Source organism: Streptomyces sirii, from assembly GCF_045690365.1.
Classification (GTDB): domain Bacteria; phylum Actinomycetota; class Actinomycetes; order Streptomycetales; family Streptomycetaceae; genus Streptomyces; species Streptomyces sirii.
Map to the genome: position 1 here is coordinate 631,454 of NZ_CP147982.1, position 24,239 is coordinate 655,692.

General features: G+C 71.0%; 21 protein-coding genes. 16 read left to right on the forward strand and 5 right to left on the reverse strand.

All coding sequences use genetic code 11. From position 1 onward, the window contains the following. Nucleotides 1–263 precede the first annotated feature (263 nt). The 14 genes from WAB15_RS02965 (at nt 264) to WAB15_RS03030 (ending at nt 16,646) form a co-directional block, all read left to right on the forward strand. The gene (locus WAB15_RS02965; RefSeq protein WP_407285191.1) at nt 264–1,469 is read left to right on the forward strand and encodes a hypothetical protein; all 1,206 of its coding nucleotides are present in this window, start codon (nt 264–266) and stop codon (nt 1,467–1,469) included. Nucleotides 1,470–1,594: 125 nt separating this feature from the next. Next, nucleotides 1,595–3,406, forward strand: coding sequence for a DUF4157 domain-containing protein (locus WAB15_RS02970; protein WP_407285192.1), 1,812 nt, complete (start codon nt 1,595–1,597; stop codon nt 3,404–3,406). A 70-nt stretch (nt 3,407–3,476) separates the two neighbouring features. Continuing rightward, on the forward strand, nt 3,477–5,054 hold the full coding sequence (locus tag WAB15_RS02975; RefSeq protein ID WP_407285193.1) for a phage tail sheath family protein: 1,578 nt from the start codon (nt 3,477–3,479) through the stop codon (nt 5,052–5,054). 103 nt (nt 5,055–5,157) lie between these two features. Beyond that, nucleotides 5,158–5,601, forward strand: coding sequence for a phage tail protein (locus tag WAB15_RS02980; RefSeq protein WP_361317510.1), 444 nt, complete (start codon nt 5,158–5,160; stop codon nt 5,599–5,601). Continuing rightward, nucleotides 5,601–6,014: a hypothetical protein gene (locus WAB15_RS02985; RefSeq protein WP_407285194.1), complete on the forward strand. Its 414-nt coding sequence runs from the start codon at nt 5,601–5,603 to the stop codon at nt 6,012–6,014. The genes WAB15_RS02980 and WAB15_RS02985 overlap by 1 nt, the downstream gene beginning before the upstream one ends. Further along, the gene (locus tag WAB15_RS02990; RefSeq protein ID WP_208686034.1) at nt 6,011–6,169 is read left to right on the forward strand and encodes a DUF6760 family protein; all 159 of its coding nucleotides are present in this window, start codon (nt 6,011–6,013) and stop codon (nt 6,167–6,169) included. The genes WAB15_RS02985 and WAB15_RS02990 overlap by 4 nt, the downstream gene beginning before the upstream one ends. A gap of 2,616 nt (nt 6,170–8,785) precedes the next feature. Next, the gene (locus WAB15_RS02995) at nt 8,786–8,998 is read left to right on the forward strand and encodes a hypothetical protein (protein ID WP_407285195.1); all 213 of its coding nucleotides are present in this window, start codon (nt 8,786–8,788) and stop codon (nt 8,996–8,998) included. Between the two features lie 72 nt (nt 8,999–9,070). Continuing rightward, nucleotides 9,071–9,508, forward strand: coding sequence for a phage tail protein (locus WAB15_RS03000; RefSeq protein ID WP_399144972.1), 438 nt, complete (start codon nt 9,071–9,073; stop codon nt 9,506–9,508). Between the two features lies 1 nt (nt 9,509). Then, the gene (locus WAB15_RS03005; RefSeq protein ID WP_407285196.1) at nt 9,510–10,304 is read left to right on the forward strand and encodes a LysM peptidoglycan-binding domain-containing protein; all 795 of its coding nucleotides are present in this window, start codon (nt 9,510–9,512) and stop codon (nt 10,302–10,304) included. A 29-nt stretch (nt 10,305–10,333) separates the two neighbouring features. Further along, nucleotides 10,334–12,253 carry a VgrG-related protein gene (locus WAB15_RS03010; protein WP_407285197.1) on the forward strand — a complete coding sequence of 640 codons (1,920 nt, stop codon included), beginning with the start codon at nt 10,334–10,336 and terminating at the stop codon, nt 12,251–12,253. Nucleotides 12,254–12,319: 66 nt separating this feature from the next. After that, nucleotides 12,320–12,760 carry a GPW/gp25 family protein gene (locus WAB15_RS03015; RefSeq protein ID WP_407285198.1) on the forward strand — a complete coding sequence of 147 codons (441 nt, stop codon included), beginning with the start codon at nt 12,320–12,322 and terminating at the stop codon, nt 12,758–12,760. Beyond that, nucleotides 12,760–14,787 (forward strand): putative baseplate assembly protein, encoded by a 2,028-nt coding sequence (locus tag WAB15_RS03020; protein WP_407285199.1) that lies wholly within the window; start codon nt 12,760–12,762, stop codon nt 14,785–14,787. Before WAB15_RS03015 ends, WAB15_RS03020 begins: the two co-directional genes overlap by 1 nt. Beyond that, nucleotides 14,784–15,341, forward strand: a complete 558-nt coding sequence (locus WAB15_RS03025) for a phage tail protein (protein ID WP_407285200.1) — start codon at nt 14,784–14,786, stop codon at nt 15,339–15,341. The genes WAB15_RS03020 and WAB15_RS03025 overlap by 4 nt, the downstream gene beginning before the upstream one ends. A 3-nt stretch (nt 15,342–15,344) precedes the next feature. Then, a complete protein-coding gene (locus WAB15_RS03030) occupies nt 15,345–16,646 on the forward strand; it encodes an NADase-type glycan-binding domain-containing protein (protein ID WP_407285201.1) in 1,302 nt (433 codons plus the stop codon). A gap of 109 nt (nt 16,647–16,755) precedes the next feature. On the opposite strand, the gene WAB15_RS03035 is transcribed toward WAB15_RS03030, so the two are convergent. The 5 genes from WAB15_RS03035 to WAB15_RS03055 all read right to left on the reverse strand — a co-directional run bounded on the left by WAB15_RS03035 (nt 16,756) and on the right by WAB15_RS03055 (nt 21,363). Then, nucleotides 16,756–17,154 carry a hypothetical protein gene (locus WAB15_RS03035; protein WP_399144964.1) on the reverse strand — a complete coding sequence of 133 codons (399 nt, stop codon included), beginning with the start codon at nt 17,152–17,154 and terminating at the stop codon, nt 16,756–16,758. A gap of 220 nt (nt 17,155–17,374) precedes the next feature. Next, a complete protein-coding gene (gene panD, locus WAB15_RS03040; RefSeq protein WP_399144963.1) occupies nt 17,375–17,800 on the reverse strand; it encodes an aspartate 1-decarboxylase in 426 nt (141 codons plus the stop codon). A gap of 277 nt (nt 17,801–18,077) precedes the next feature. Then, nucleotides 18,078–19,040 carry an ornithine carbamoyltransferase gene (locus WAB15_RS03045; protein ID WP_407285202.1) on the reverse strand — a complete coding sequence of 321 codons (963 nt, stop codon included), beginning with the start codon at nt 19,038–19,040 and terminating at the stop codon, nt 18,078–18,080. A 93-nt stretch (nt 19,041–19,133) separates the two neighbouring features. After that, the gene (locus tag WAB15_RS03050; RefSeq protein ID WP_407285203.1) at nt 19,134–20,195 is read right to left on the reverse strand and encodes an ornithine cyclodeaminase; all 1,062 of its coding nucleotides are present in this window, start codon (nt 20,193–20,195) and stop codon (nt 19,134–19,136) included. 82 nt (nt 20,196–20,277) lie between these two features. After that, complete coding sequence (locus WAB15_RS03055) at nt 20,278–21,363, reverse strand: pyridoxal-phosphate dependent enzyme (RefSeq protein WP_407285204.1); 1,086 nt, start codon at nt 21,361–21,363, stop codon at nt 20,278–20,280. 884 nt (nt 21,364–22,247) lie between these two features. Between WAB15_RS03055 and WAB15_RS03060 the strand changes: the two genes are divergently transcribed. Together WAB15_RS03060 and WAB15_RS03065 are read left to right on the forward strand one after the other, a co-directional pair. After that, the gene (locus WAB15_RS03060) at nt 22,248–23,084 is read left to right on the forward strand and encodes a methyltransferase domain-containing protein (protein WP_407285205.1); all 837 of its coding nucleotides are present in this window, start codon (nt 22,248–22,250) and stop codon (nt 23,082–23,084) included. After that, a complete protein-coding gene (locus WAB15_RS03065) occupies nt 23,077–24,237 on the forward strand; it encodes a glutamate--cysteine ligase (RefSeq protein ID WP_407285206.1) in 1,161 nt (386 codons plus the stop codon). Before WAB15_RS03060 ends, WAB15_RS03065 begins: the two co-directional genes overlap by 8 nt. Nucleotides 24,238–24,239 lie beyond the last annotated feature (2 nt).

The window sequence follows — 24,239 nt, forward strand, 5'->3', positions numbered from 1 at the left end:
CGACACCGATTCCCCGAAAACGTCCAATAGAGGACCAACGCCGGATCCTCCTAATTTCTCCGGTCATGAGGGCTTCTCACCCGTGCATGCGGGCGCTTCGCCGGTGCTCGCCGACGCTCACCGGTGTTCGACGGGGCAACCGTCCTGCCCGTTCGGCTCCCCTTCCGCCCCTGGACGCGCTCCCCGCTGCGGCTGAAAATCGGCGGTGGGGCCGCCCAGGACGGACCACGGACCAACGAACCACCGGCCGCCAGAACGGAGCCATGGTGCACGCACACGAACGGCGGGCCACGGGAGGGGAATCGGCGCCACGGACCGCGACCCGCGATCCCGAACGCCCCCGCACCCCCGCCTCAGCCCTGTCCACGCACCGGTCGGAGGCACTGCGCACCCTCCAACGGACAGCGGGCAACGCCGCGGTCGCTCGCGCGCTGGCCCCGGCGCCGGAGCACGCAAAGGACCCACAGCACCTTCAGCGGTACGCGGAGGGAGCGGCCGCCCACGGCTTCGACAAGGTCTCCACACACGGCGGTATCGCCATCCGGGGCCGCTACGAGGCGTACGCCGACGCAGACCTGATCACCACCGCCGCGCACCGCCTCGACGCCCAGGAGCAGGTGCCGATCACCCTGGAGCGCGGGGCGGCGGTGCAGGCCGGTGAGCGCACCCTGTACCGGGTACGGCCCGTGTACAAGGACGCGGCCAGGGCGGCGGCCGCCGTACGGGCCGCCGGCCGGAGCCCGGAGGAGTCCGGTCACGAGCCCCTACGGGGGGACAGTGCGGCACAGCGCGGCGACAAGCGTGCCGCATATCTGCGGTCGCTGACCGACCCGCCGGAGGTCAGGCAGCTCGTCGCGCTCACCGGGCGCATCGTGACGGCGCTCCGGGCGCGGGCCGAACCGCGGAGCTCCACAGTCGACGGCCTGCGGTCCGAAGCCATGAAGCTGGCGATGGCCACGATGGGCGGTGGCTGGATCGCCGCGCGGTTCCCCTACCCCGAACGCGCCGGCCGGGAGGGACTCACCGACCTCGCCGTCATCATGCCGAGCCTGACCGCCGACTTCCTCGCCGGACTCCCCGCCGTCGAGAACCAGGAGGCGCAGGTGCAGGAGCTGCTGATCACTCTCCCCAACGACTGCAAGGCAGCGGCCGCCCAGCTCATCGGCGTTCCGCCGGACGGCGGCCTCAGCGTGCGACGTGACGCGCCCGCCGTCGGTGAGAACCACTTCGTCGATCTGACCGGGGCGGCCGCGGACGGCTGGGCGAACCACTTCGCCGCCGTCATCCTGCGCGACGGCCCCGACAGCCTCACGTACGAGACGGCCGCCGACCGCGGCAGTGCGCTTCAGAACGGCAAGTCCCTCGGCTACTTCGCGCTGTACGGCCGGGCCGGGACCGACCAGTCCTTCGACACGGTCATCCGCGCCCAGAACCTGGCCTACGCGGAGCGCTCGGCGCCCCCGACGTGACCGAACGGGCAGCGCGCGCTGCCCCCGACGGGGCCCGTTCGTCTCTACTGTCCGGTCCGGCCGTAAGCCAAGGTCGAAAGCGTAGGGAGCAACAACAGCAGCAGTGGTGACGGGGGAGGAACGTCGTGCGGGCACAGGACCGGCAGCCCGGCTCGGGGAGCGACCGCCAGGGGGCGACGCACACCGGCCGTACCGCGCCCTCCCCCGCTTCCGACGCCGCGCGCCAGGCGGCGGCCGGCGAAGCGGAGCGCCTCACCCCCGAGGCGGCCGCCGTCCTCCAACGGGCCATGGGCAACGCCGCGTTCTCGGCCGTCGTCGCCGGCGGGGAGCACCACCAGCACAGCGCGGGCTGCGGACACACCGCGCCCCCCACCGTGCAGCGCTCGCCCGTGCAGGATGTCCTGCGCACACCAGGCCGCCCACTCGACGAGCCGGTCCGCACCGATATGGAGTCCCGCCTCGGCGCGGACTTCTCCGACGTGCGCGTGCACACCGACACCTCCGCCCATGAATCGGCCGCGTCCGTCGACGCCCATGCCTACACCTCCGGTTCGCACATCGTCTTCCAGCGCGGCCGCTACGACACGTCCTGCGCGGCGGGCCGCCACATGCTGGCTCATGAGCTCACGCACGTCATCCAGCAGCGCAACGGCCCGGTCGCGGGCACGGACCGCGGCGACGGGACGAAGGTGAGCGATCCGTCCGACCGGTTCGAGCGGGAGGCGGAGGCGAATGCGAGTCGGGCCGTATCGGGACCGCCCGTGCAACGGCAATTCGACTCGGAGCGGCAAGGGACCCGGCCGTGGGCCGGCCCGGCTGTTCAGCGCATGGCCCCGTCGACAGTGTCGGCGCCCACCGCAGCCCCCACGTTCAAACTCGGCCAGAGCAACACGCGCTCCCGCGGCATCCCCATCAGCGAGTGCAACGAAGAGGGTCAGCTCGAGCGCGTCATGCAGCACCTGGAAGCCCTGCACGACGGCGGCCTCCACGATTGCACCGTTGAGCTCAACGGCCATACCCGAGAAGACGCGCTGGCGATCGCCACGCACCGCCTGAACGTTCTGACCAACCGGCCGACGAACAGCTTCAATGTGCGCCATCGCGCGGCCGACGTCCGCGGTGGTGTGGTCTTCACGGACAACCACGACGTCCAGAAATTGGCGGCACGCCATGGCCTGCATGCCTGGGGAATGCATGTGCGGGCCCAACTGTTTCCGGCACAGCCCGTGGCCCAGGGGCAGGAGGAACCGCTGCTGGCCGACCTTCGGCAGATGTTCCGGGACGGCGGCTGGGGCCAGCTCTTTGAGGACGAGAACCTCACCTACTACGGTCCGCCCGCGCCGATGCGCGGGCCGCGCCCGCATCCGGCGGCCCCGTCGGGAAAGGCCCTGCCACCCCCTCCGGCGACACCCGTCATCGAATCCCGCGTCGCCATGACAGGCCCCTGCATCAAGGGGTCGCGCACCCCGTCGCAGGCGGCTGCCATGGGTGGGCATTCGGCACTCAACTATGCGAAAGCGGTGGGAGTCCCGGGTGCCGACACGACCACCTGGGAGTGGCTGCACCTGGTCGGCAGCGCTCTCGGCGGAGCCAATCAACTGGGAAACCTGGTCGCCGGTACGTACGACTCGAACACCCAAATGACCATGATGGAGAACCGGATAGCGAAGTACTGCGAAGCCAACGTGACCGCTGAAAACCCCGCCGAGTTGGTTGCGCGGGCGGAGCTGTACCCGGGAAACAGCGGATACACATGGGTCGCACAGAAGATCAGGCTCGTATTGACCCACGGGTCGACGCCGGTCATGCAGGGGGAATTCGGGGCCACCATCTCCAGCGTGGTGGACCGGATGGAGTACGACTACTACGACTACCTCTTCGGCATTCAGTCCGGCACTGAACAGAACTACTCGGACCGCCTTTTCTCACCAAAGTGACTTCCCAGCGCGTCTCAACGCGCTGCGCAACCAACGGATCAACCTCCACATTCAGGAAGAGAGCACGTCCATGCCCACCTATCTCTCCCCCGGCGTCTACATCGAGGAAGTCGCCAGTGGATCGCGGCCCATTGAAGGGGTCGGGACGTCGGTGGCGGCCTTTGTGGGGCTCGCTCCCACCGGTCCGCTCAACGAGCCGACGCTGGTGACGAACTGGTCCCAGTACGTGGCCGCCTTCGGGGAGTTCACGGACGGGTACTACCTCGCGCACTCCGTGTACGGGTTCTTCAACAACGGGGGCACGGCCGCGTATGTCGTGCGGGTCGGCGGTTCCGGCGATGCGGAGTCCCGGGCCGCCGTGACCCCCGAGGCGCCCAGGGCGCTGACGGCCGGCGAGCCGACCGCGCTCGGGTCCTTCAAGGTCTCGGCGATCGCGGCTGGTTCCGCCAACGGCGGGGCGCTCACCGTCGAGGTGCAGGACGTCGAGGGCGAGGGCAGCGCCGACCGGTTCAAGCTGGTCGTCAAGGACGGCGACAGGGTTGTCGAGAGCTTCGACGTCAGCGCGAAGAAGAGCTCGCGGAACTATGTCGTGGCACAGGTGAAGCAGCGCTCCAAGGCGATTGCCATCGAAGAGGCCGTCTCGGCCGGGCAGGTCGCGAAGCCGGACGCGCAGACCGTCACGCTGGCCCCGCCCACCCCGGCGCCCGCGGCCTCCACCGGGAACGGCGCCGTCGAGCAGCTCGCCTCCGGCCAGTTCATCGGCGACTCCGCCGACCGCACCGGCTTCGGAGGCCTGGAGGCGCTCGACGAGGTCAACATGGTGGCCGTACCCGATCTGATGGCCGCCTATCAGCAGGGGCTGATCGACCTGGAACAGGTCAAGGCCGTCCAGCTGGGCCTGATCTCGCACTGCGAGCTGATGGGCGACCGGATGGCGGTCCTGGACCCGCCGCCGGCGCTCAACGCCCGCGACATCCGCAAGTGGCGCCAGGAGATCGCGGGCTACGACTCCCGCTACGCCGCGCTCTACTACCCGTGGATCAAGGCCTTCGACCCGGCCACGGGCCAGACCCGCACCATTCCGCCGTCCGGGCACATGGCCGGTGTGTGGGCCCGTAACGACACCGAACGCGGCGTCCACAAGGCCCCGGCCAATGAGATCGTCCGCGGGGCGGTCGACTTGGAGCTTCAGATCACCCGGGGCGAGCAGGATCTGCTCAACCCGATCGGCGTGAACTGCATCCGGGCCTTCCCCGGTCGCGGAATCCGGGTGTGGGGCGCGCGGACCATGGCCTCCGATCCGGCCTGGCGCTACCTGAACGTACGGCGCTACTTCAACTACCTGGAGGAGTCGATTCTCATCGGCACCCAGTGGGTGGTGTTCGAGCCGAACGACCAGGCGCTGTGGGCCAGGATCCGACGCAACATCTCGGCGTTCCTGGTGAACGAGTGGCGCTCCGGCGCGCTGTTCGGGCAGCGGCCCGAGGACGCGTTCTATGTGAAGTGTGACGCGGAGACCAACCCCGTCGAGTCCGTCGACGTGGGCCGGGTCGTGTGCGAGATCGGCATCGCGCCCGTCAAGCCCGCCGAATTCGTGGTCTTCCGGCTGGCCCAGTTCTCGGGCGGTGGCGGGGAGTTGGAGGAGTAGCCGGCATTCGTGGCGAGGCTCATCGCCTGCTGGCCTCCCGGCCTCTCCCCCCGTCCACCTTTCTTCTTTCTCGTCACCATTCTTCTCACAGGAGTGAACCACCTTGTCCCTTCAGCCCGGTGATGCCCTCACCTCACACAACTTCGGCCTGCAGATCGACGGCGTGATGGTCGAGTACCTCCAGGAGGTCAGCGGTCTGACCATGGAGCAGGACGTCATCGAGTACCAGCAGGTCTCGGCGGACGGAAAGCCCGTCGTGAAGAAGATGCCCGGCACGAAGAAGGCCGGCGAATGCACGGTCACCCGCGGCATGACGCAGAGCGGTGCGTTCACCGAATGGATCAACAAGTCCATTGCGGGCGATATGGGTTCGGCCCGCAAGAACGCCACGATCATGATGATGGACTACCAGAACAACCCCGTGAAGCGTTACAACATGCGCAACGCCTGGTGCAGCAAGGTCGAGACCAGCGGGGTCAAGGCAGGCGACGCCGCCGCACTGACCGAGCAGGTCACCATCGTCTTCGAAGAGCTGGTCATCGAGTAATGCGACGCGAAGGCCCGGCGGGGGCGCAGCAGCAACGCGAGCCACTGCGTACGGAATTCGAGTTCGAGCTGCCGCGCGGATTCGTGGACGAGTCCGGGACGGTACACCGAAACGGCGCGATGCGGCTCGCGACGGCCCGTGACGAACTGATCCCGCTGCGGGACTTGCGCGTGCGCGAGAACCCGGCGTATCTGTCGGTCGTGCTGCTGGGCCGGGTCATCACCCGGCTCGGGACGCTCGCATCCGTGCACGACGGGACGGTGGAGAACATGTTCGCCTCCGATCTGGCCTTTCTGCAGGACTTCTATCGGCAGATCAATGCGGAGGGGCACACCCGCGCCGCGGTGTCCTGCCCGCACTGCGAGGAGCCCTTCGAAGTGGAACTGGCCGGGAGCCGCCTGGGGGAATCGTGACGTACGCGACCGGGCGTATCGAGGAGGAAGTCGCCTATCTCGCCTACCACTTCCACTGGGGCATCGACGACATCCTCGACCTCGAACACGCCGACCGGCGCGCGTACGTGTCACAGATCGCCACCCTGGTGGAGCGGGCTGAACGGGAGCAGTGACTGAGAATGGGGTTGTTCAGGTGGCGGCGGGGGTCGCGGAGTGCCCAGGGCACGCAGCGTGCCGACGAGTCTGAGGTCGGGGCACCTGCGGCTGCGGCTGCCTCTGCCGGGAGCCCGGTCGGTGGGGGCGGTGGCGGTTGGGCCACCGTGCCTCCCATCCAGCGGGTCCTGGGGGCGCCGCGCACCGTCGCGGAGGCCGGCTTCGCCGCGTCGCTGAGCGCGCACCGTAGCCCCTCCTTCGGAGGGGAGCTGGGGCATGACGTCCTTGCCACGGCACCCGGTGGTGTGCTGCGCGATGCGCTGGTGCCCCTCACCGGCCGCCCCGTCGACCTCGGGCTGCCGGTCCTGCGGCTTCCCGTTACGGCACGTATCGAGAACCGAGGTACGGCTCCTGCTGAGGCCCGCGACGCCGCACGGAATGACACCCGGGGTGCGGCCGCGGTACAGCGGGCGGCGTCGCCTGGTGCGGCGCGTACCCCGACGGCTGCCGCGGGCGCTCCTCGTCAGCCCGCCGGCGATGCGCGTGGGGGCGGAGGCGTCGTGCCCGACGCCGCGGCCGGGCCCAGCACTACGATCCCGCCCAGGAGCGGTGGGAACGATGGGGAGGTCGTTCACTCCACGTCGCGTGGGGGGAGGTCTGACCTGCTCCCCTCAGCCCTGCCCGTAGCCAAGCCCGTACGGAAGCCCGTCGGCGCGCGGTCCCCGCTCACCTCGGCCGGCAAGGTCGCGATGCCGCCGCGTCGGCTACGGACGGCCACCTCGTCACGAGCGGGGAGCAGCGACACCGCGCCCTCCCCCGCGGACACACCTGTGCAACGCACCGCGGCACCGGTGCCTACGGGCACGAGGGATGCGGCGGCGCCTGCCTCTTCCACCCCCTCCGTCTCCTCTACCCCTTCTACCTCCGCTGTCCCTCCCATCTCTCCTCCCTCGCCCCGCACTTCTGCCGCCGTCGCTGCCGCTGTACGACCTGACCTCCCCCAGCAGGTCGTACAGCGGCGGACGGCCGGCACGCGACGGCCGATCGCCCCGAAACAGAACAGCGCGCCGGAGTCCGCCCCCAGCACGAACGCGACACCTGGTGCCGGCGCGGCGCCGAGTGAGGACGTGACTCCGCCGACTCCCGGCACGGCAACGAGCCCGAGCCCCACCACGAGCGACGGCAACCGAACGCGCCGGCCGGTCCAGCGAGCAGCTGCACGAGCTACCGACCGGCCCGTGCGACGGACCACAGGAACAGATGAAACAGGTGGAGCAGGTGGAGCAGGCCGTCAGCGTCTGGGACTTGGCGCTCCACTGCCGCCTAGTGCGGGGACCGCACACCCACTCAAGGACGTTGCGACCGACGCACATCCGGTACGGCCTTCGACTGACGGCGACGCCCGTACGTCGGGCCCCGGACAGCCCTCGCAACCCGCGGTCCAACGGAAGCCGCTGATCGGCGCGCCTACCGAGTCCACCGCGATCCATCGCCACGGTGCTGCGCCGACGCATACCCCCACAGCGACGGCCAATCCGACACCAACACCGACACAGACACAGACACCGGTTCCTACCCCGGCCCCGGCCCCGGCCCCGGTACAGCGTTCCGCGACAGCCTCCAAAGGCTCACCCACCGTAGGGCCGTCGCCGACGACACGTACATCGAAGAGCCGTGCATCGGAAAGCCGTACATCAGAGAGCCACACACCGACACCCCGCACGCCGGAATCTCACACGCGGGAATCCCACACGCCGGAAACTCGCAGCACGGAATCCCACACGCCGGAATCGCGGACTCCGCACTCCCACCCACAGGAATCCCCTGCGCCACCGGTCCGATTGCTGACGTCCAGCGCCCCCTTCCCTCCTCTCGCCGCGCCCCGTGCCGCCCGCCGAGCGCCGCTCGCATCGGCACGTGCGCTGGCTCCAGGCGCCCGGCAGCGGCCCGCCGGGCAGCGGGGGCCGAAGTCCGTCGGCCCCACAGCGGTGCAGCGCTCAAGCCTGCCGGCCGACGGCCCCGCACCCGCCGTGCCCCTCCGCCCGGCGGCGAGTACGGCCGGCACGGCGAGTACGACAGGCGTAGCAGGATCGGTGCCCCGACGAGCGGAGAGCGTGCCGGCCGTCGCTCTACACAAGCCCGGCTCGACATCGGCACGGACACCCGACCCCGCGCGCACTCCGTCTCGTTCGGTCCAGACCGCACCTGCTCGTACGGCCCAGACGGCACCAGCTCGCACGCTTTGGTCCGCGCAGGCTCACCCGGTCCAGACGGCACCGGCTCGAACCGTCCAGACCTCACCGGCCACCCCCAGCATGCCCGTGGTCCGGCATGCACCGACTGCTCCCGGTGCCCCGACCCCAACCCCGGCTCCGGCCCTGGCCCCAGCCCCGACCCCGGCGATGACCCCGGCCACGACTCCAATCCCGCAGCCCCTCACGTCCGTCGCCCTGCCCACACGATCGCCGTCAGGCACACCCCCCGGGCCGCCCCCGGCGGGAACCCCCCGCCCGGTCCAGCGCGCAGCCCGTTCCTCCACGACCGCCCCCACACCACCAGCGCCCGCAGGAGCGACCCCGAGGCCCGCCCCGGCTCCCCCGACCGCCTCCACCACCCCGCGTACCCCGACCACCGCAATGACCTCAACGGCCCCCGCCTCTGGAACCAACCCACCCACACCGACCACACCCACCCCCGCCCCCACCGACCGCACCACCGACCACCCCACCGACCCCGCCGCTCTCGACGCCCTCGCCCGCCGACTGGTCGCCCCGCTCTCGCGGCTGCTCCGTGCCGAGTTGCGCGGCGACCGCGAGCGCATCGGCCGACTACGCGATCACGGCCGCTGACCCGCCCCGTCCTCCAGCCGACCCCGCAGACCCTGACCGGCCATCACCACTTCACCCGAAAGACCACCCACCATGCCCCAGGCCCAGGACCCCGGTTCCACCGTCTTCTTCAAGCTGACCATCGACGGCCAGGACCTCGGCCTGTTCAACGGCTGCGACGGCCTGGCCTCCGAGGTGCAGGTGGAGCAGTGGCAGGAGGGCGGCAACAACGGCTTCGTCTGGCAGTTGCCCACCCGTGTGACGTTCTCCACGATCCGTCTCACCCGCCCCCTCACCGCCGACACCTCCCGGGTGGCCGCCTGGATCTCGTCCCTCGCCACCGGCATCAGCAGGCCCACCGCGCAGATCGCCGCCCTTCGCGCCGACGGCTCGATCGTCGCTCAGTGGGGACTGGTGGAGGTGCTGCCCGTGCGCTGGCAGGGGCCGAGCCTGGACCCGGCCAGTCCCGGCGTGGCGACCGAGACGCTGGAGATCGCGCACCACGGTTTCACCGACGCGGGAGGTGCCTGAGGTGGCCGCCCCGACCGGCGGGAAGGCGGGTGCGAGCCTCGTACGGGCCGCCCTCGCGATCCACCAGCCCCCCACCGACCTCGGCGGCTCCATCGGCGGCCGCATCGGTGAGGTGGAGTTCCAGTTCAATCCGACCCAGTTGCAACTCGGGCGGGAGGCGGAGTGGCACACCCAGGCCGCGGTCGCCTATATGCGGGGCGCACCGCCCAAGTTCACCGGCACCCGGCCCGCCACGCTCCAGCTGGAGGTGTTCCTGGACGCCTCCGGCACGCCGAATTCCGGAAAGGTGCAGAAGCAGATCGAACTGCTGCTGTCCTGCTGCGAGGTGACGGCGCAGAGCGTCAATTCCAAGCGGCCGTCGCCGCCTTGGGTGCGGTTCTCCTGGGGGTCGTTCAACACGGTGCAGTTCGTGGCGTATGTGACGAGCGTCAGCGCCACGTACACGCTCTTCAACCCCACCGGCGAACCGATCCGCGCCACCTGCACGCTGTCCCTCACCGAAGTGGCCATGCCCACCAAGGGGCAGAACCCCACCTCCGGCGCGCTCTCCGCACGGCGTATCCACCGCACGGTCGCGGGTGACTCGCTCGCCTCGCTGGCCTGGCGGGAGTACGGGGACGCCACGCGTTGGCGGCTGATCGCGGAGGCCAACGACATCGACGATCCGATGCGGCTTCGGCCGGGCACGGAGCTGCTGCTGCCCGCCGCCGACGAAGGCCACCCCGAAGACCCGCCCCCGAGCGGTCCCGCACACGGTCCCACCGGTAGCTCCACACCCCACGAGGCCGCCCGATGATCCGCGAGAACCTGCGATGAGTGAGAACGATGAGTGAGAAGACGTACACCAGCGTCGTGCACGCCGAGATCGGCGGCGCACCTCTGCCCGACAAGCTCGCCGCCCTGCTGACCGCATGCTGGGTGGACGCGAGCGTCAATGTGCCGTCCGCCTTCCAGCTCACCTTCAGCGACACGGGGTCGGACATCCTCAAGACCTTCCCGCAGCTGAAGGTCGGCGCGAAGGCGGTGCTGTCGCCGTTCACGGACGGGCAGCGCGGCACGCCGATGGTGACCGGCGAGGTCACCGCTCTTGAGGTGGACGCGGATGCGAGCGGCAAATCGCTGGTCGTGCGGGGGTACGACCCCGGGCACCGGCTGCTGCGCAATCGCCGCGTCGCGGGCTACCCCAACATGACCGCCAGCGACATCGTGCGCCGCCTGGCCGGCCTCAACAACCTCTCCCTCGGCAAGGTGGAGGCCACCAGCACCGTCTACGAGCTGGCCACCCAGCCCAACATCACCGACTGGGACTTTCTGCTCCGCCTCGCCCAGGAGAACGACGCCCATCTCTCCTTCGACCCGAAGGGCAAGCTGCAGTTCGGCAAGCTCGCCCCGGCCGCGTCGGCGCCCGCCGACACCACACCGGCCGCGCAGAGCCCGTACGTCCTGGAGTTCGGCCACAACGCGCTGCACAGCCGGATCGCCGTCACCGCGGCCGGGCAGGTCGACAAGGCGGGTGCGCGCGGCTGGGACATGCGGGCCAAGCGTGCGCTGTCCGCGCGGTCCCCCGCCACGGCGAGCAAGGACATCGTCGCGGACATCGCGCCCGCGGCGCTCAGCAAGCCCTTCGGGGCCGCCGAACTGACCGCCACGGACACGCCGTTCACCACCCAGGCCCAGGTCACCCATGCCGCGCGGGCGCTCGCCGACGATGTGGCGGGCTCCTTCGCGGAGCTGGAGGTGGCGGTGACCGGCAATCCTCAGCTGAGGCCGGGCCGGCCCGTAGCGCTCAAGGGCGCCGGTTTCCCCTTCGAGGGGAAGTACACGGCGACCGGCGTTCGGCATGTCTTCGAGTCCGGTCGGCAGTTCACCACTTGGCTGACCGTCTCGGGGCGGCAGTTCCGTTCGCTGTACGGGCTCGCGTCCGGCGGTGTGGATCCGGCGCCGCCGATGCCGGGCGTGGCCATGGCGCTGGTCAGCAATGCCAAGGACCCGCTGAAGCTGGGCCGGGTCCGGCTGCGCTTCCCCTGGCTGTCGGACACGTACGAGAGCGACTGGTGCCGGGTCGCGCAGCTGGGCGGCGTACGCGGCGGCGGTCTGATCCTTCCCGAGGTGGGCGACGAGGTGCTGTGCGCCTTCGACCGGGGCTCGCTGGAGCATCCGTACGTCCTGGCCGGGCTGTACAACGGCATCGACAAGCCGACGCCCAACACGGACGGGCTGCAGCCGGTGGACCCGACCAGCGGCCGGGTCAACTGGCGCTCCCTCGCCTCGCGCAGCGGTCACACCGTCGAGCTCGTCGACGCCAAGTCCCGTATGAAGAGCGGCATCAGGCTGCAGACCGGCAACGGCAAGCTCACCGTCCACATGGACCAGACGCGCACCCAGGTCACCATCCGCAGCGACGGCTCCGTCTCCATCACCGGGACCCGGAACGTGAGCATCAAGGCGGGCGGCAATCTGTCGCTCACCGCGGGGGGTTCGCTGACGATGAGCGCCGGCGGGGTGGTCGACATCAAGGCAGGTGCGAAGTTCGGCGTCACGGCGGGAGCCGTCGCGGACATCAACGCGACCGGCGCCATCAGCCTCAAGTCGGCCGGCGCGGTGGCCGTCAACTCGGTCGGCGCGGTCTCGGTCAGCGCGGTCGGCGCGGTTGCCGTCAACGCGGGCGCCGCGGCAGCCATCAACTCGCCGGCCACGGTCACCCTGAACGCACCGGCCGTCCTGCGCAACGGCATTCCTTTCTAGGGGCTTGAGGAAGTTGAGGGACATGCATTTCAAGGGGGTCACCGGAGATGAAGGGGGTCACCGGACATGAGTGAACAGTTCGTCGGCGCGGGCTGGGCCTTTCCGCTGCGTACGGACGCGGGCGGCAGCATCGCGCTGGCCCGCCGCGAGCGCGAGGTCGAGGAGTCGATCCGGCTCGTTCTCGCCACCGCGCCCGGCGAGCGGCCGATGCGCCCGGAGTTCGGCTGCGCCGTCCACGACATGGTGTTCGCTCCGGTCAACGAGGCGACGGCCGGGCGCATCCGCTACGAGGTGCGGTCCTCGCTGGACCGCTGGGAGCCCCGTATCGAGGTCCAGGACGTCGAGGTCAGCCCGGCGCCCGACGATCCGTCGGTGCTCTTCATCGACGTGCGCTACAGCGTGCGCGGCACCAACAATCCGCGCAGCCTCGTCTTCCCCTTCTATGTGATCCCGTCCACGGAGTCCGGCTCCGCCGCGTCCCTCGCCTCCACCGAAAGCGAAGCCTGATGGCCCTGCCCGCACCCCATCTCGACGACCGTCGCTTTCAGCAGTTCGTCGACGACGCCAAGCGTTACATCCAGCAGCGCTGCCCCGAGTGGACCGACCACAATGTCTCGGACCCCGGGGTGACCCTCATCGAGGCCGTCGCGCACATGGCCGACCAGATCGTCTACCGGCTCAACCGGGTGCCGGAGAAGAACCATCTGGCCTTCCTCGACCTGCTGGGCGTCACCCTCTTCCCGCCCTCCGCCGCCCGCGCCGACGTCACCTTCTGGCTCTCCGCCGCGCAGCCCGAGCCGGTCGTGCTGCCCGCCGGGACGGAGGTGGCCACCGGCCGGACCGAGACCGAGGAGTCGGTGGTCTTCGCCACCGAGGACGACCTGACCGTGGTGCCCTGCGAACTGACCGCCGTACTGCGGCAGGAGGCGGGGACCACGCCCGAGGACCGCAGCCAGGACGTCTTCGCCGGCAGCGATGTGGCCGTCTTCGCGGCCGCCCCGCAGCCGGGCGACACCCTCCTGTTCGGGCTGTCGGCGGCGGTGCCGCGGTGCGCGGCCGTACTGCTGCTGGACAGCCGGGTGGACGGCGTCGGCGTCGACCCGCGCCAGCCACCGCTGCGCTGGGAGGCCTGGACCGCCGACGGATGGGCGGAGTGCGAGGTTTCGGAGGACTCCACCGGCGGCCTCAACCGGCCCGGCGAGGTCGTGCTGCACGTCCCGGCCGGACACACGGTCTCCCGCGTCGGCAGGACGGACGCCGCGTGGCTGCGCTGCCGGGTCGTCGAGGCCGCACCCGGCCAGCCGTTCTACAGCGCCTCACCGACCGTACGGTCCGCCTCCGCCTTCACCATCGGGGGAACGACGAGGGTCGTGCACGCCACCGTGGTCAAGGACGAGCCGCTCGGGGAGTCCGCGGGCGTGCCCGGCCAGCGGATGCGGCTGGCGCACGCGCCCGCCGTCGCCGACCGCCCGCCGCTGCGGCTGCAGGTCTCGGACGGGGACGGCTGGCAGGAGTGGCAGGTCGTCCCCGACTTCGCGTCCTCCGGCCCGCACGACCGTCACATCACGCTGGAGGAGGCGACCGGCGCGATCGCATTCGGCCCCTCCGTGCGCCAACCCGACGGTTCGGTACGGCAGTTCGGGGCGGTGCCGGCCAAGGGGTCGGTGATCCGGGCCCCGTACTACCGCACCGGCGGCGGGCGGTCGGGCAATGTGGCGCGCGGTGCGATCCAGGCGCTGCGCAGCTCCATCCCGTACGTGGCGCGGGTGGAGAACCGCGAGGCGGCGCGCGGCGGGGTCGACGGCGAGACGGTGCAGGAGGCGAAGGTCCGCGCGCCGATCACGCTCCGGGCGCAGGAACGGGCCGTGACCGCCCGCGACTACGAGGAACTGGCGCGGCGCGCGGCCCCCGAGGCCGCCCGGATCGCCTGTCTCGCGGTCGATCCCGCCGAGCGCTCGACGGGCGCCGCGCCCGCCGTGAGCCCGGCGGGCGCCCAGGCCGGCCAGAGCGGGGGGACCGACGGGATCGGCGAGAACGCCGTCCGGGTCCTGGTGGTCCCCCAGGCCGTCCCCGACCGCGGCGGCCGGCTCCGCTTCGAGCAGCTGGTGCCCGGTGAGGAACTCCTGGGCCGGGTCACGCAGTTCCTCGACGAGCGCCGGCCGGTGGGCACCCGCCTCGCGGTCGGCCCGCCCTTCTACCAGGGCGTCACGGTCGTCGCGACGCTGCACTCCTTCCGGGCGGCGAAGGCCGATCGCGTCCGCGCCGAGGCCCTGGACGCGCTCTACGCCTACCTCGACCCGCTGACCGGCGGAGCCCATGGCGACGGCTGGCCCTTCGGCCGCCCGTTGCGCTCCGGTGAGATCTTCGCGGCTCTCCAGCGCGTGCCCGGAGTGGAACTCGTCGACGAGGTCCTCCTGCACCCCGCCGACCCGCTCACCGGCCGCCGCGGGGACGCCACCGACCGCATCGAACTCGCCCGCTCCGCGCTGCTGTTCCCCTTCGACCACCGCGTCCGCGTGATCGAGGCCCGATGAGGGGCACACCCGCGGGGATGGCCTCCCCGCACCCACTGGGCGGGCAGCTCCCCGCGGTCTACGCCGACGACGACTTCGCCCAGCGCTTCGTCGAGGGCCTCGATGTCGTGCTCGCCCCCCTGTTCAACGTTCTGGACTGCCTGGAGAGCTACTTCACGCCCGCCCTCGCACCCGAGGACTTCGTCGACTGGCTCACCACATGGGTCGGCACCGAACTCGACGGGACCGAACCGCTCGCCACCCGCCGCCGCGCCGTGGCCACGGCCGTCTCGCTGCACCGCGTGCGCGGCACCCGGCACGGCCTGTCGGAGGCCGTCCAACTGGCCTTCGGCGTACGCCCGGAGATCATCGAGAGCGGCGGGGCGACCTGGTCGCGGCGTCCGCTCGGCCCGTTCCCGGGCTCGCCGCACCCCGGCCTGCGAGTCACCCTGCGGGTCCGTGCCCCCTCCACCGTCGACCCGCACCGCCTGCACGCCGTCGTCGCAGCGGCCCGCCCCGCGCACCTCCCCTTCGCGGCCGAGGTGACCCACCTGCTCACCCCTGAAGGATCCTGACCCATGCCGACCGACCACACCCTCTGCCCCGACTGCGGCGCCCCCGCCCCCCAGACGGGCCAGTCCTTCTGCGACTCCTGCGGAGCCTTCCTGCGCTGGGACCGCCCGTCCTCACCCACGCCCACGGCGGATCCGGGGCGCACGGCCGCCGCGGGCCCGCCGCCCCCCACGGGCCCCGCCGCCGCGAACGCCCCGGCCCACCCCGCACCGTCCGACACCACCAGGCCCGCAACGCAGCCCCCCGCTCCTCCCGCTCCTCCCGCTCCTCCGCATGCTCCTGCTTCGGCCACCGGGGGCGGCACCCACTCGGCAGGCGCTCCGCAGCAGGGCGGCGACGCGACCCCGACCGTCCCGCTCCCGTCGACCGCCGCGAACGACGGGGGCGCGGGCCGGCCCCCGTCCAACCCGGACGGCCAGGGCGGCCCGGCCGCCCCGCCCGCCCCCCGTCCGGCCGGCAACGGGGGCGTCTCCGAAACCGGCATCCGTGCCCTTCTGGTCCCCGTACCGGGCTCCTCCCCCACCCCGCCTCCCGAGGCGCCCGGCAGCGTGCTCCCGGGCCGTCCCGACGTGGCCCGGCCCCAGGTCCGTACCCCGCAGGCGACCCCCGAGCAAGGGGCACCGTGCCCGGCCTGTGGAGCGCTCAACGGGCCACGCCGGCACTTCTGCCGCAGCTGTGCCAGCCTCCTCGCCGATACCGCGCCCGAGACCGCGGAGGGACCGTACGCCGGGGAGCGGCCGCGGCTGAACCGCGACCGCACCCGGTGGATCGCCCGGGCAGTGGTGGCGGCGGTGATCGCGGCCGTCGTGGTCGGGGGAATCATCGGAGGGCCGCCGGCCGCGCGAGCCGTACAGGACCACTTCGCCAAGCGCGTCCCCGTACCCGCCGCCACCTGGAAGGCATCGCACTCCGGCCCCAAGCACGACGTGAAGCTCGCGTTCGACAGCTACTCCAACACCTGGTGGGGCTCGGGCTATTCGGGCAACTCCGACGGCCAGTACCTGGAGGCCGGATTCGGCCAGCCCACCGACCTGCTGAACATTCTGATCACCCCTGGGGCCTCCGCACGCACCCCGCAGGCCACCGACCCCTCCCGTCCGCGCGAGTTCGACCTGATCGTGACCGACTCCGCGGGCAGGCAGCACGTCTCGCACGCCCGGATCAATGACGGCGGGGTACAGCAGATCGATGTGGCCGTACGGGATGCGATGACCGTACGGCTGGTGCTGCGCACCGCGTACGGCGCCACGGACAAAAGGCAAGTGGCCATCGCCGAGCTGGAGTTCTTCGGCCGGTCGACTCGATAGCCGGCGGGCAAAGGGCGGCTGCGGGTACGTGGCCGCCCATATGGCAGGGCGGCCCCCGGCCGCAGAGCGGAGCCGGGGGCCGCCGGTGTTCCGGGACGGTCGGCCGTCGTCAGCCGGGGCCGTGCGGGAGCGCGAAGGTCTTCACCGTTTTGCCGTCGTGCTTGTAGACGACCTTGGGCGTGGCATCGGCCTGCGCCGCGGGCTTCGGGAGCGTCAGCGTGTACGTCCCGTTCGGGTCCATCCCGCTCTGCACCGGGCCGGGCTTGTCCGCGTTCATGACACCCGTCACGCCGTGCTCGGGATCCTTGACGGTCGCGGTATTGGTGTTGCCGTCCAGCGAGAGGGTGTCGCCGTTGTCGACCTTGACCTCCTTGACGTAGTCCGTGGGCATGGCGAACGCCGCGCTGGTCGGTACGGCGAGAGCGGCACCGGCCACCGCGACGGCCAGGGTGGCACGCAGCCCGTTGCGCTTGGCGCGCCGGGCGTCTGACGTGGCTTGCTTGGGCATGGCTGCTCCTTCACGTATGAACATTCGGTGCAAAGGGTGCGGAAAAGCACCCGTGCCCCGCACGCTAGGCAGCTCCCGTTGCGGCCGGCCCAAGATCCTGCATCAGCCACATCGCGATCATTCATCGGGCCCGTCACACTCAGCGGAGACCGGCTCCGGCTGGCGCTTCGCCGTGTGCGGCGGACCCGGCGACAGCCCCAGGGCAGGCCCGGGGCCGGCCTCAGACCCCTCGGACCGCCGCCCTCGGACTGCGTGACGTACCGCTGCCGGGCACCGGCTCGGAGGCGTCGTCGCCCAGGGCAACGATCCGGTTGTCCGCATCGACATGCACGACCTTCGGACGCAGCGCCCGGGCCTCCGCATCGTCCACCTGGGCATAGCTGATCAGGATGACCAGATCCCCCGGGTGCACCAGATGCGCCGCCGCCCCGTTGATACCGATGACACCCGAGCCCCGCTCGCCCTCGATGACGTACGTCTCCAGGCGGGCCCCGTTGTCGATGTCGACGATATGGACCAGTTCACCGGGCAACAGGTCGGCGGCCTCCATCAGCGCGGCGTCGATGGTGACCGACCCCACGTAATGCAGATCGGCCTCGGTCACCGTGGCCCGATGGATCTTGGACTTGAACAGAGTACGCAGCATTTTGGACTCCTGGAAGACGGCTCCCTGCCAGCTTTCTGCAGGTCAAGGGCGGTCTTCACTCTACAACTGGCACGCGCCCGACTCGAGGGTTGTGAGGAACTTCGCTTCCCTCTGAGGAGAGGGCTCATGCCTGCACTTCCGTGCGATCCACGCTGTTGTGACGTCGCCGACCATGAGGCCCTGACCTGGCGTCACTCTCCCGCCCTGGACCGACCGGACACCCCTGGACCGTCGTCATGGCCTGGGCAGTGATACCGCTGCCCAGGCCGGCGTCGGGTCAGTCGGGAAGGAGGCCGGCGGTGCTCTCCAGGACGGCCATGGCACTGGACAGTTTCATCGCGGCCTGGGTCCAGGCGAGGGAGCGCGGCCCGTCCAGTACCTCTCCCGCCACCTCGTCACCGCGGTGAGCGGGCAGGTCGTGCAGGAAGGACGCTCCGGGCCACCGGCGCATGAGCGCCGGGTCCACGTGGAAGGGCCGGAACACCTCCCGCCACGCCGGGTCCGCTTTGCTGGTTCCGGTGGTCTGCCACCGGGTGGTGTAGACGACGTCCACCTGGTCGGGCAGGTCGGCCAGGTCGTGTGACTCGGCCAGCGAGGCTCCTGTGCTGTCGGCCAGCCGCCGGGCGTGCGTCAGCGTGTCGGCCGGGAGGCCGTACCCCGGCGGCGTGACGAACGTGGCGTGGGCGCCGGGCACCGTGGCGATGCCGTACGCAAGGGCGGTGGCCGTGTTGTTCCCTTCCCCGATGTACAGCACCCGGATTCCGCCGAGATCGCCGTGGGCGAGGGTGAGCGTGGCGAGGTCGCACACGCCTTGGGTCGGGTGCTCCTCGGCCGCCATCGCGTTGATCACCGGCAGGCCGCCCGCGCGGGAGAGCTCCCGCAGCTCGGCGACGGGGCTCGCGGTGCGTACGACGAGCAGGTCCAGCATGGCCCCGAACACGCGCCCGGTGTCACCGACCGACTCCCCGGTGTTGAGCTGGAGGTCGTGCGGGCCGTAGGCGATCGGGACGCCGCCGAGCCGTGCGGCACCCACCTGGAACGCGGTCCGCGTGCGCGTGGAAGTACAGCTGAACAGGAGACCGACGACGCGCTCGCGCAGGGGCCGGTCATGCGCCTGCCGATTGTGGAAGAGCTCGACCGACCTCGCGACGAGCTTGCGCAGGGCGGCGGGCTCCAGGTCCATGAGCGAGAACAGCCCGCGCTCGTGTGCAGGGCCTGGTCGGCCGTAGAGGTCGTTCACAGGGTCTCTCCCTTTGTCAAGGCACATCCGTCAGGCGCCGAAGCGCCTCCGTCAGGCGTGCGAGCACATCCGTCAGGTCTGAGGGAACATCCGTCAGTACAAACGCAGCCGCTGTCCGAGCCCGCGGCGCACGGCGACCTGGTGCACGGCGTCCAGCAGGGCGACATCCAGGATGGCCATGCCGAAGGGGTTGCTGATGACATGGCCGCCACGAGGCCGAACGGCCGGCACCTGACCGGTCAGCACCTGACCGAGTGTCCCGTTCACCACGCGCGCGGTGTTGTCCGCGCCGGTGGCGGCATGGCCGACTCCGGGCTCGATGCCGGGTGCGCCGACCAGCCCGTCCCGCAGCAGAGCCCCCAGGACGCGCCGGGGGTTGTCCGCCACCAGGGAGATGTCGTCCACGTAGAGGCCCTCGGCCGTCAGGAAGGCATCGGGCAGCAGGTCGGCGAGGGACACATGAGCGACGAAGGTGCCCGGCTCGAGCCACGCGGCAGGCAGATACCCGGCGTCCGCGGTCGTCGTGGTCACGATGACCGGTGCGGCTCCCACGGCCGCCCGCGCGCTCGGCGCGATGTGCGGCACCAACTGCGGGCAGTGCCGTGTCAGCCACTGCGCCAGACGCTCGGCACGCGCGGGATCGGTGTCGTACAGGTGCACGGTCTTCGCCTGTGGGAAGGCGGTACCGAGCATCTCAAGGTGGAGGCGGGCCAGTGTGCCGCAGCCGATGACGCTGAGCGTGTCCCACTCCACCGGTCCGAGGTGGCGCAGGCTCACCATGGTGTACCCGGCGGTGCGCGCGGCGCTGAGCCAGCCGGCTTCGGCGAGCACGACAGGGCGGGCCGTGTGGTGGTCGAAGAGCAGACTGATGCCGGCCGCGCGCTCCCTGCCGAGTCCGGGATTGCTGGTGGCCGCGTTGATGAGCTTCACGCCGCGCACCGGAGTCTCGCCGTCCGCCTCCACCGCCCCCAGCATGGCCAGCGAACGGCAGTAGGCGCCCGCCTCGTTGGTCCAGGGCAGGTATCCCTCCGGCGGCATGCGGATGGCGCCCTCGGCGTGGTGCCGGAGGGCCCGGGCGATCGTGTCGTACACCTCCACGTCGCTCGCGCACGCCAGCATGGCCGCGCGGTCGAGAAAGAGCAGCTCTTCGGTCACGTACCGCACTCCTTTGGCTCATGGGTCCGCACGGTGTCGCGTGCACCGGTCGGCATGTGTGGGTCTTTCGACGTGTGGTCGCTCACGGGCTCGGCTCGCCGAGGAGCGAACCGTCGGAGGCGGCCCTGGGCGGCCGTAGGAGTGGTGCGGAGACGACGTCCACCTCGTCGCCGGCGTCCCGGTCGCCGATTCCCTGGCTGCGCCGCCAGGCTCCGGAGTACACGGTCTCCTCGTAGCGGTCGGCGCCGTCCGGGCAGACGCACGCCGCCGCCGTTCGCCCGGGGTCGGTACGGAAGAGGCGCAGCGCCGCCGCGACGAGCGCCCCGGAACTCGCTCCGATACCAAGGCCCGTCTGCTCGCGCAGCCACAGGCAGGTCCGCACGGCCTCCTGTGGCGTGACGTAGAGCGTCGGACGGTGCCCTTGAGGCAGGAAGGACGAGGTGCAGCTCGCTCCGATCCCGGAGAGCACTCGCCTGCCCGGGGCACCGCCGAGGGCGGCCGACCCGTTGACATCGACGCCGATCAGTTCCCAGTCGGGCTCGGCCCCGGAGAGGTAGCTGCGGAACCCGGCGAGCGTGCCGCCCGTGGAGACCGCGACGAGGACGCTCATGGGGGCACCTGCGGTCTGACGGTGCAGTTCGGGTGCCGTCCAGCGGGCATGGGCGGCTGGATTGGCGGGGTTGGTGTACTGGTCGGTCCAGACGAGCCGGGGGTCGTGGCGCAGTCGGTCCCGTATGTACTTCAGGCGGTTGAGCAGGTACCCGCCGGCGTGATCGGGGGAATCCACGCTCACCACCCGGGCCCCCAGGGCCCGGATGTCACGGACCAGCGAGCCGCTGACGCGTGGGTCCACCACCGCCGTGAAGGGAACCCGGCGCGACGCCGCGATGGCGGCCAGGGCCAGACCGAGGTTGCCGGAGGTCGACTCGATGACCCCGGCATGCGCATCGATACGCAGGGCGACGTCCTGCCACAGCGCCAGAGCGGTACGGCCCTTGATCGATCCGTACGGGTTGTACGCCTCGAGCTTCAGCCACAGGGTCCGCGGCACGCCGTCGATCCGGAGACGGACGGGAACAACGGGGGTGGGTGCCCAGTCGACGGCGGCACACTTGGGACGCCGCGGGTCCGTTAAAGCGCTCTCCTCGTGCCGGCCGGACGTGGACATGGCCGCTCCTTGCTGCCGTTCGCGGTCTGGGGCGAATCGAATGCCGGTGGCACCCGAACGCGCTCAGGTTCGAGCATCTCAGCGCGCCGCCACGCGGTCATCAGCGTGAATTCGCCTTGCTGGGCCAGGTAGTGATGACCGGAAATCATGGTCCCGCGGCCGGTGGTCCCTCCCCTGCCCTTGACGAAAGCAGAATGAGCCGGACGCACACCGAAACAGCGAATTTCTCACCATGAACGCATTACTCGCCGAGGCCAAACCTCCTGTACCGCGAGGGAAACGGGTACCCACTGATGCCGGCCGGCCGAAGCCAGACCGATCTTGCCCGCGATTTCACGCCAATGGGGCCTGGCTGACCACATGTTGCTTCTCCTGCCCCACTGGCCCCGTCCATCAGGCTGCCGACCGAACCGGCCGTGCCGCAGAACATGCCCTGCGGATCGCCTCTGAGCAGTTCAACCGCGCCGGACGCCGCCTTCTCCGCCACGACTGCTCGGCCCGACTCGGCCATGACGCCGTGTCGGTCGAGCGGTGCGAGAAATTTCCGGCACACGGCCGCCGTCTTCCCTCCCGCCAATTCAGTCTGATGTCATTCGACGGGGTTTTCCTCTCGGGTCCGGCCTGTTCGCGGTTTAGCATGAGGAGCTCGGTCCTGACACAACTCCATAGCTCGGTCCTGACACATCTCCATAGGAGGTCTGGTGGGCGTCCCGCTGTCGAACGACGCGACACACCTCACCGCAGAGTCGGCCACTGACGAACGCCAAGGGCGCGGCGCCGGAGCGCCCCACGCACCATCACCTGAACCGGACGCCCCCACGCTGCGGGTGTCCGCCTATCACCATCTCCGCCCGGCGGACCGGGTTCCACCGGGACGGCCCCACGTGTTCTTCGATCCGGTGGACACCGAGATCGGTGTGTGGGCGACCACCGACCTCATCCGCCCCGGCTGCACCGTCCTCGACCTCGGCTCGGGCAGCGGCGCGGCGGCCGCGGCGATGGCCAGGGCAGGCGCCCGCCAGGTGCACGGCGTCGACATCTCCGACGACAGCCTGACGTGGGCGAACGAGCACCACGCCGGGGCGGACGGCGACAGCCGTGTGTCCTTCGGCCGTGCCGACTACACCGCGCTCTCATCCGCCGAACTCCTCAAGACCTGCCCGTTCTCCGCACCGCCGAGCGTGATCACCAGCAATCCGCCCTACGTGCCGCTGCCCTCCCATGAGGAAGCGAGCAGAACGTCCATCGACGGGGGAAGCGACGGCCTTCAACTCGTCAGGTATGTGGTCGGGCACGCGGAGGCCCTGCGGTCCGACCTCGCGATCACCATCGGCAGCTACACGACGCCGCGCCGTGCGGCAGCCCTGCTGCACGACCACGGCTACCGGCTCTCCGCCCTCACGCTCGGCGCGCTGCGCCTGGGGGACCACACCCGCGACAACATCGCCAGAGTCCGCGAGTTGGAGGCCGACGGCGAGGCTCCTCTGTTGAGACTCGACGACGGCACCCCGTACTACCTCGTCCTCGGGCTGTCCTGCCGCCGTCAGGACCGCGCACCGGCCGCCGCGGCCCTCCCGCCGGACGACCTGCTGCCGCTGCTTCAGACGGCCTGCCGCTCGCGGACTCCGATGCTGGAAGCACTGGACACCGACCCGCTCCGGGGCCGCGTTCCCGTGCGGATCGTGAACCTGCCCGACGACCCCCGGCGCCGCCATGTCTGATCCGGCGCCACAGGGCGCCACCGGCTCGTGGACCCCGAGCCGACCGCTGTCGGTGGGGGTCGAGGAAGAGTTCTTCGTGGCGGACGGGAAGACTCACGAGCTCTGCGACATCACGCCCCTGCTCGACTCGATGGCAGCGAACCGCAGCCGGCACGGCACCGAGGACTACGGTACGGAGCTGCGGTCCTGCATAATCGAAAGTCGTACCGCGATCTGCTGGAGCCTGTCCGGGCTCCGGGCCGATCTCCGGACCCGGCGCGACGCCCTGGTGCGGGCCGCCACGGAGGCAGGGTGCGCGATCGTCGCCGCCGGTACCTACCCGTCCGGTGACTGGCGGCAGGTGGGTTTCACGCCCCAACCCCGGTTCGACCACATCGCCGGCACCTACGCACGGCTCGCCGCCGAGCATCTGGTCTGTGCCTGCCAGGTCCATGTCGGTGTGGAGGATCGCGACACCGCTGTGGCCGTGATCAACCGGGTGCGCCCATGGCTTCCCGCGCTGTTGGCGCTGGCAGCGAGTTCACCGTTCTGGACAGCCGAGGACACCGGCTACGCGAGCTACCGAACCATACTCTGGGCGCGCTGGCCCATGGCGGGCATCCCGCCGACCCTGTCTTCCTACGCCGACTACCGCGCCCGGGTGCGCCGGTTCATCGACATCGGCATCAGCGCCGACGCCGGTCAGCTCTTCTGGGACGTCCGACCGGGCACCCGCTACGACACCGTGGAGTTCCGCATCGCCGACGCCTGCACCACGGTCGACGAAGCCGTTCTCCAGGCCGGGCTGTCCCGGGCCCTGGTCCACCGCTGCCTGACCGAGATCGCACGCGGCGAACCGGCTCCGCCGGCGGACCCCGAACTGCTGGTGATCGCCAAGTGGCGAGCGGCCAGGTTCGGGCTCAGCGGAGAGCTGGTCGACCCCCTGACGGCCGAACTCGTCCCGGCCGCCGTGCTCGTGGACCGGTTCCTCGACCACGTGCGGGGCCCGCTCACGGACGCCGGCGACTGGGCCGAGACCACCGGCCTGGTGAACCGAGCGTTCCGTCGGGGCAACTCCGCCGACCGCCAACGTCGCGCCCTCACCCGCAGCCGCCGCGTCGCCGACGTGGTCGAGCTGCTGATCAACGAGACCATGGCCACCGAGTCCCGTTGAGG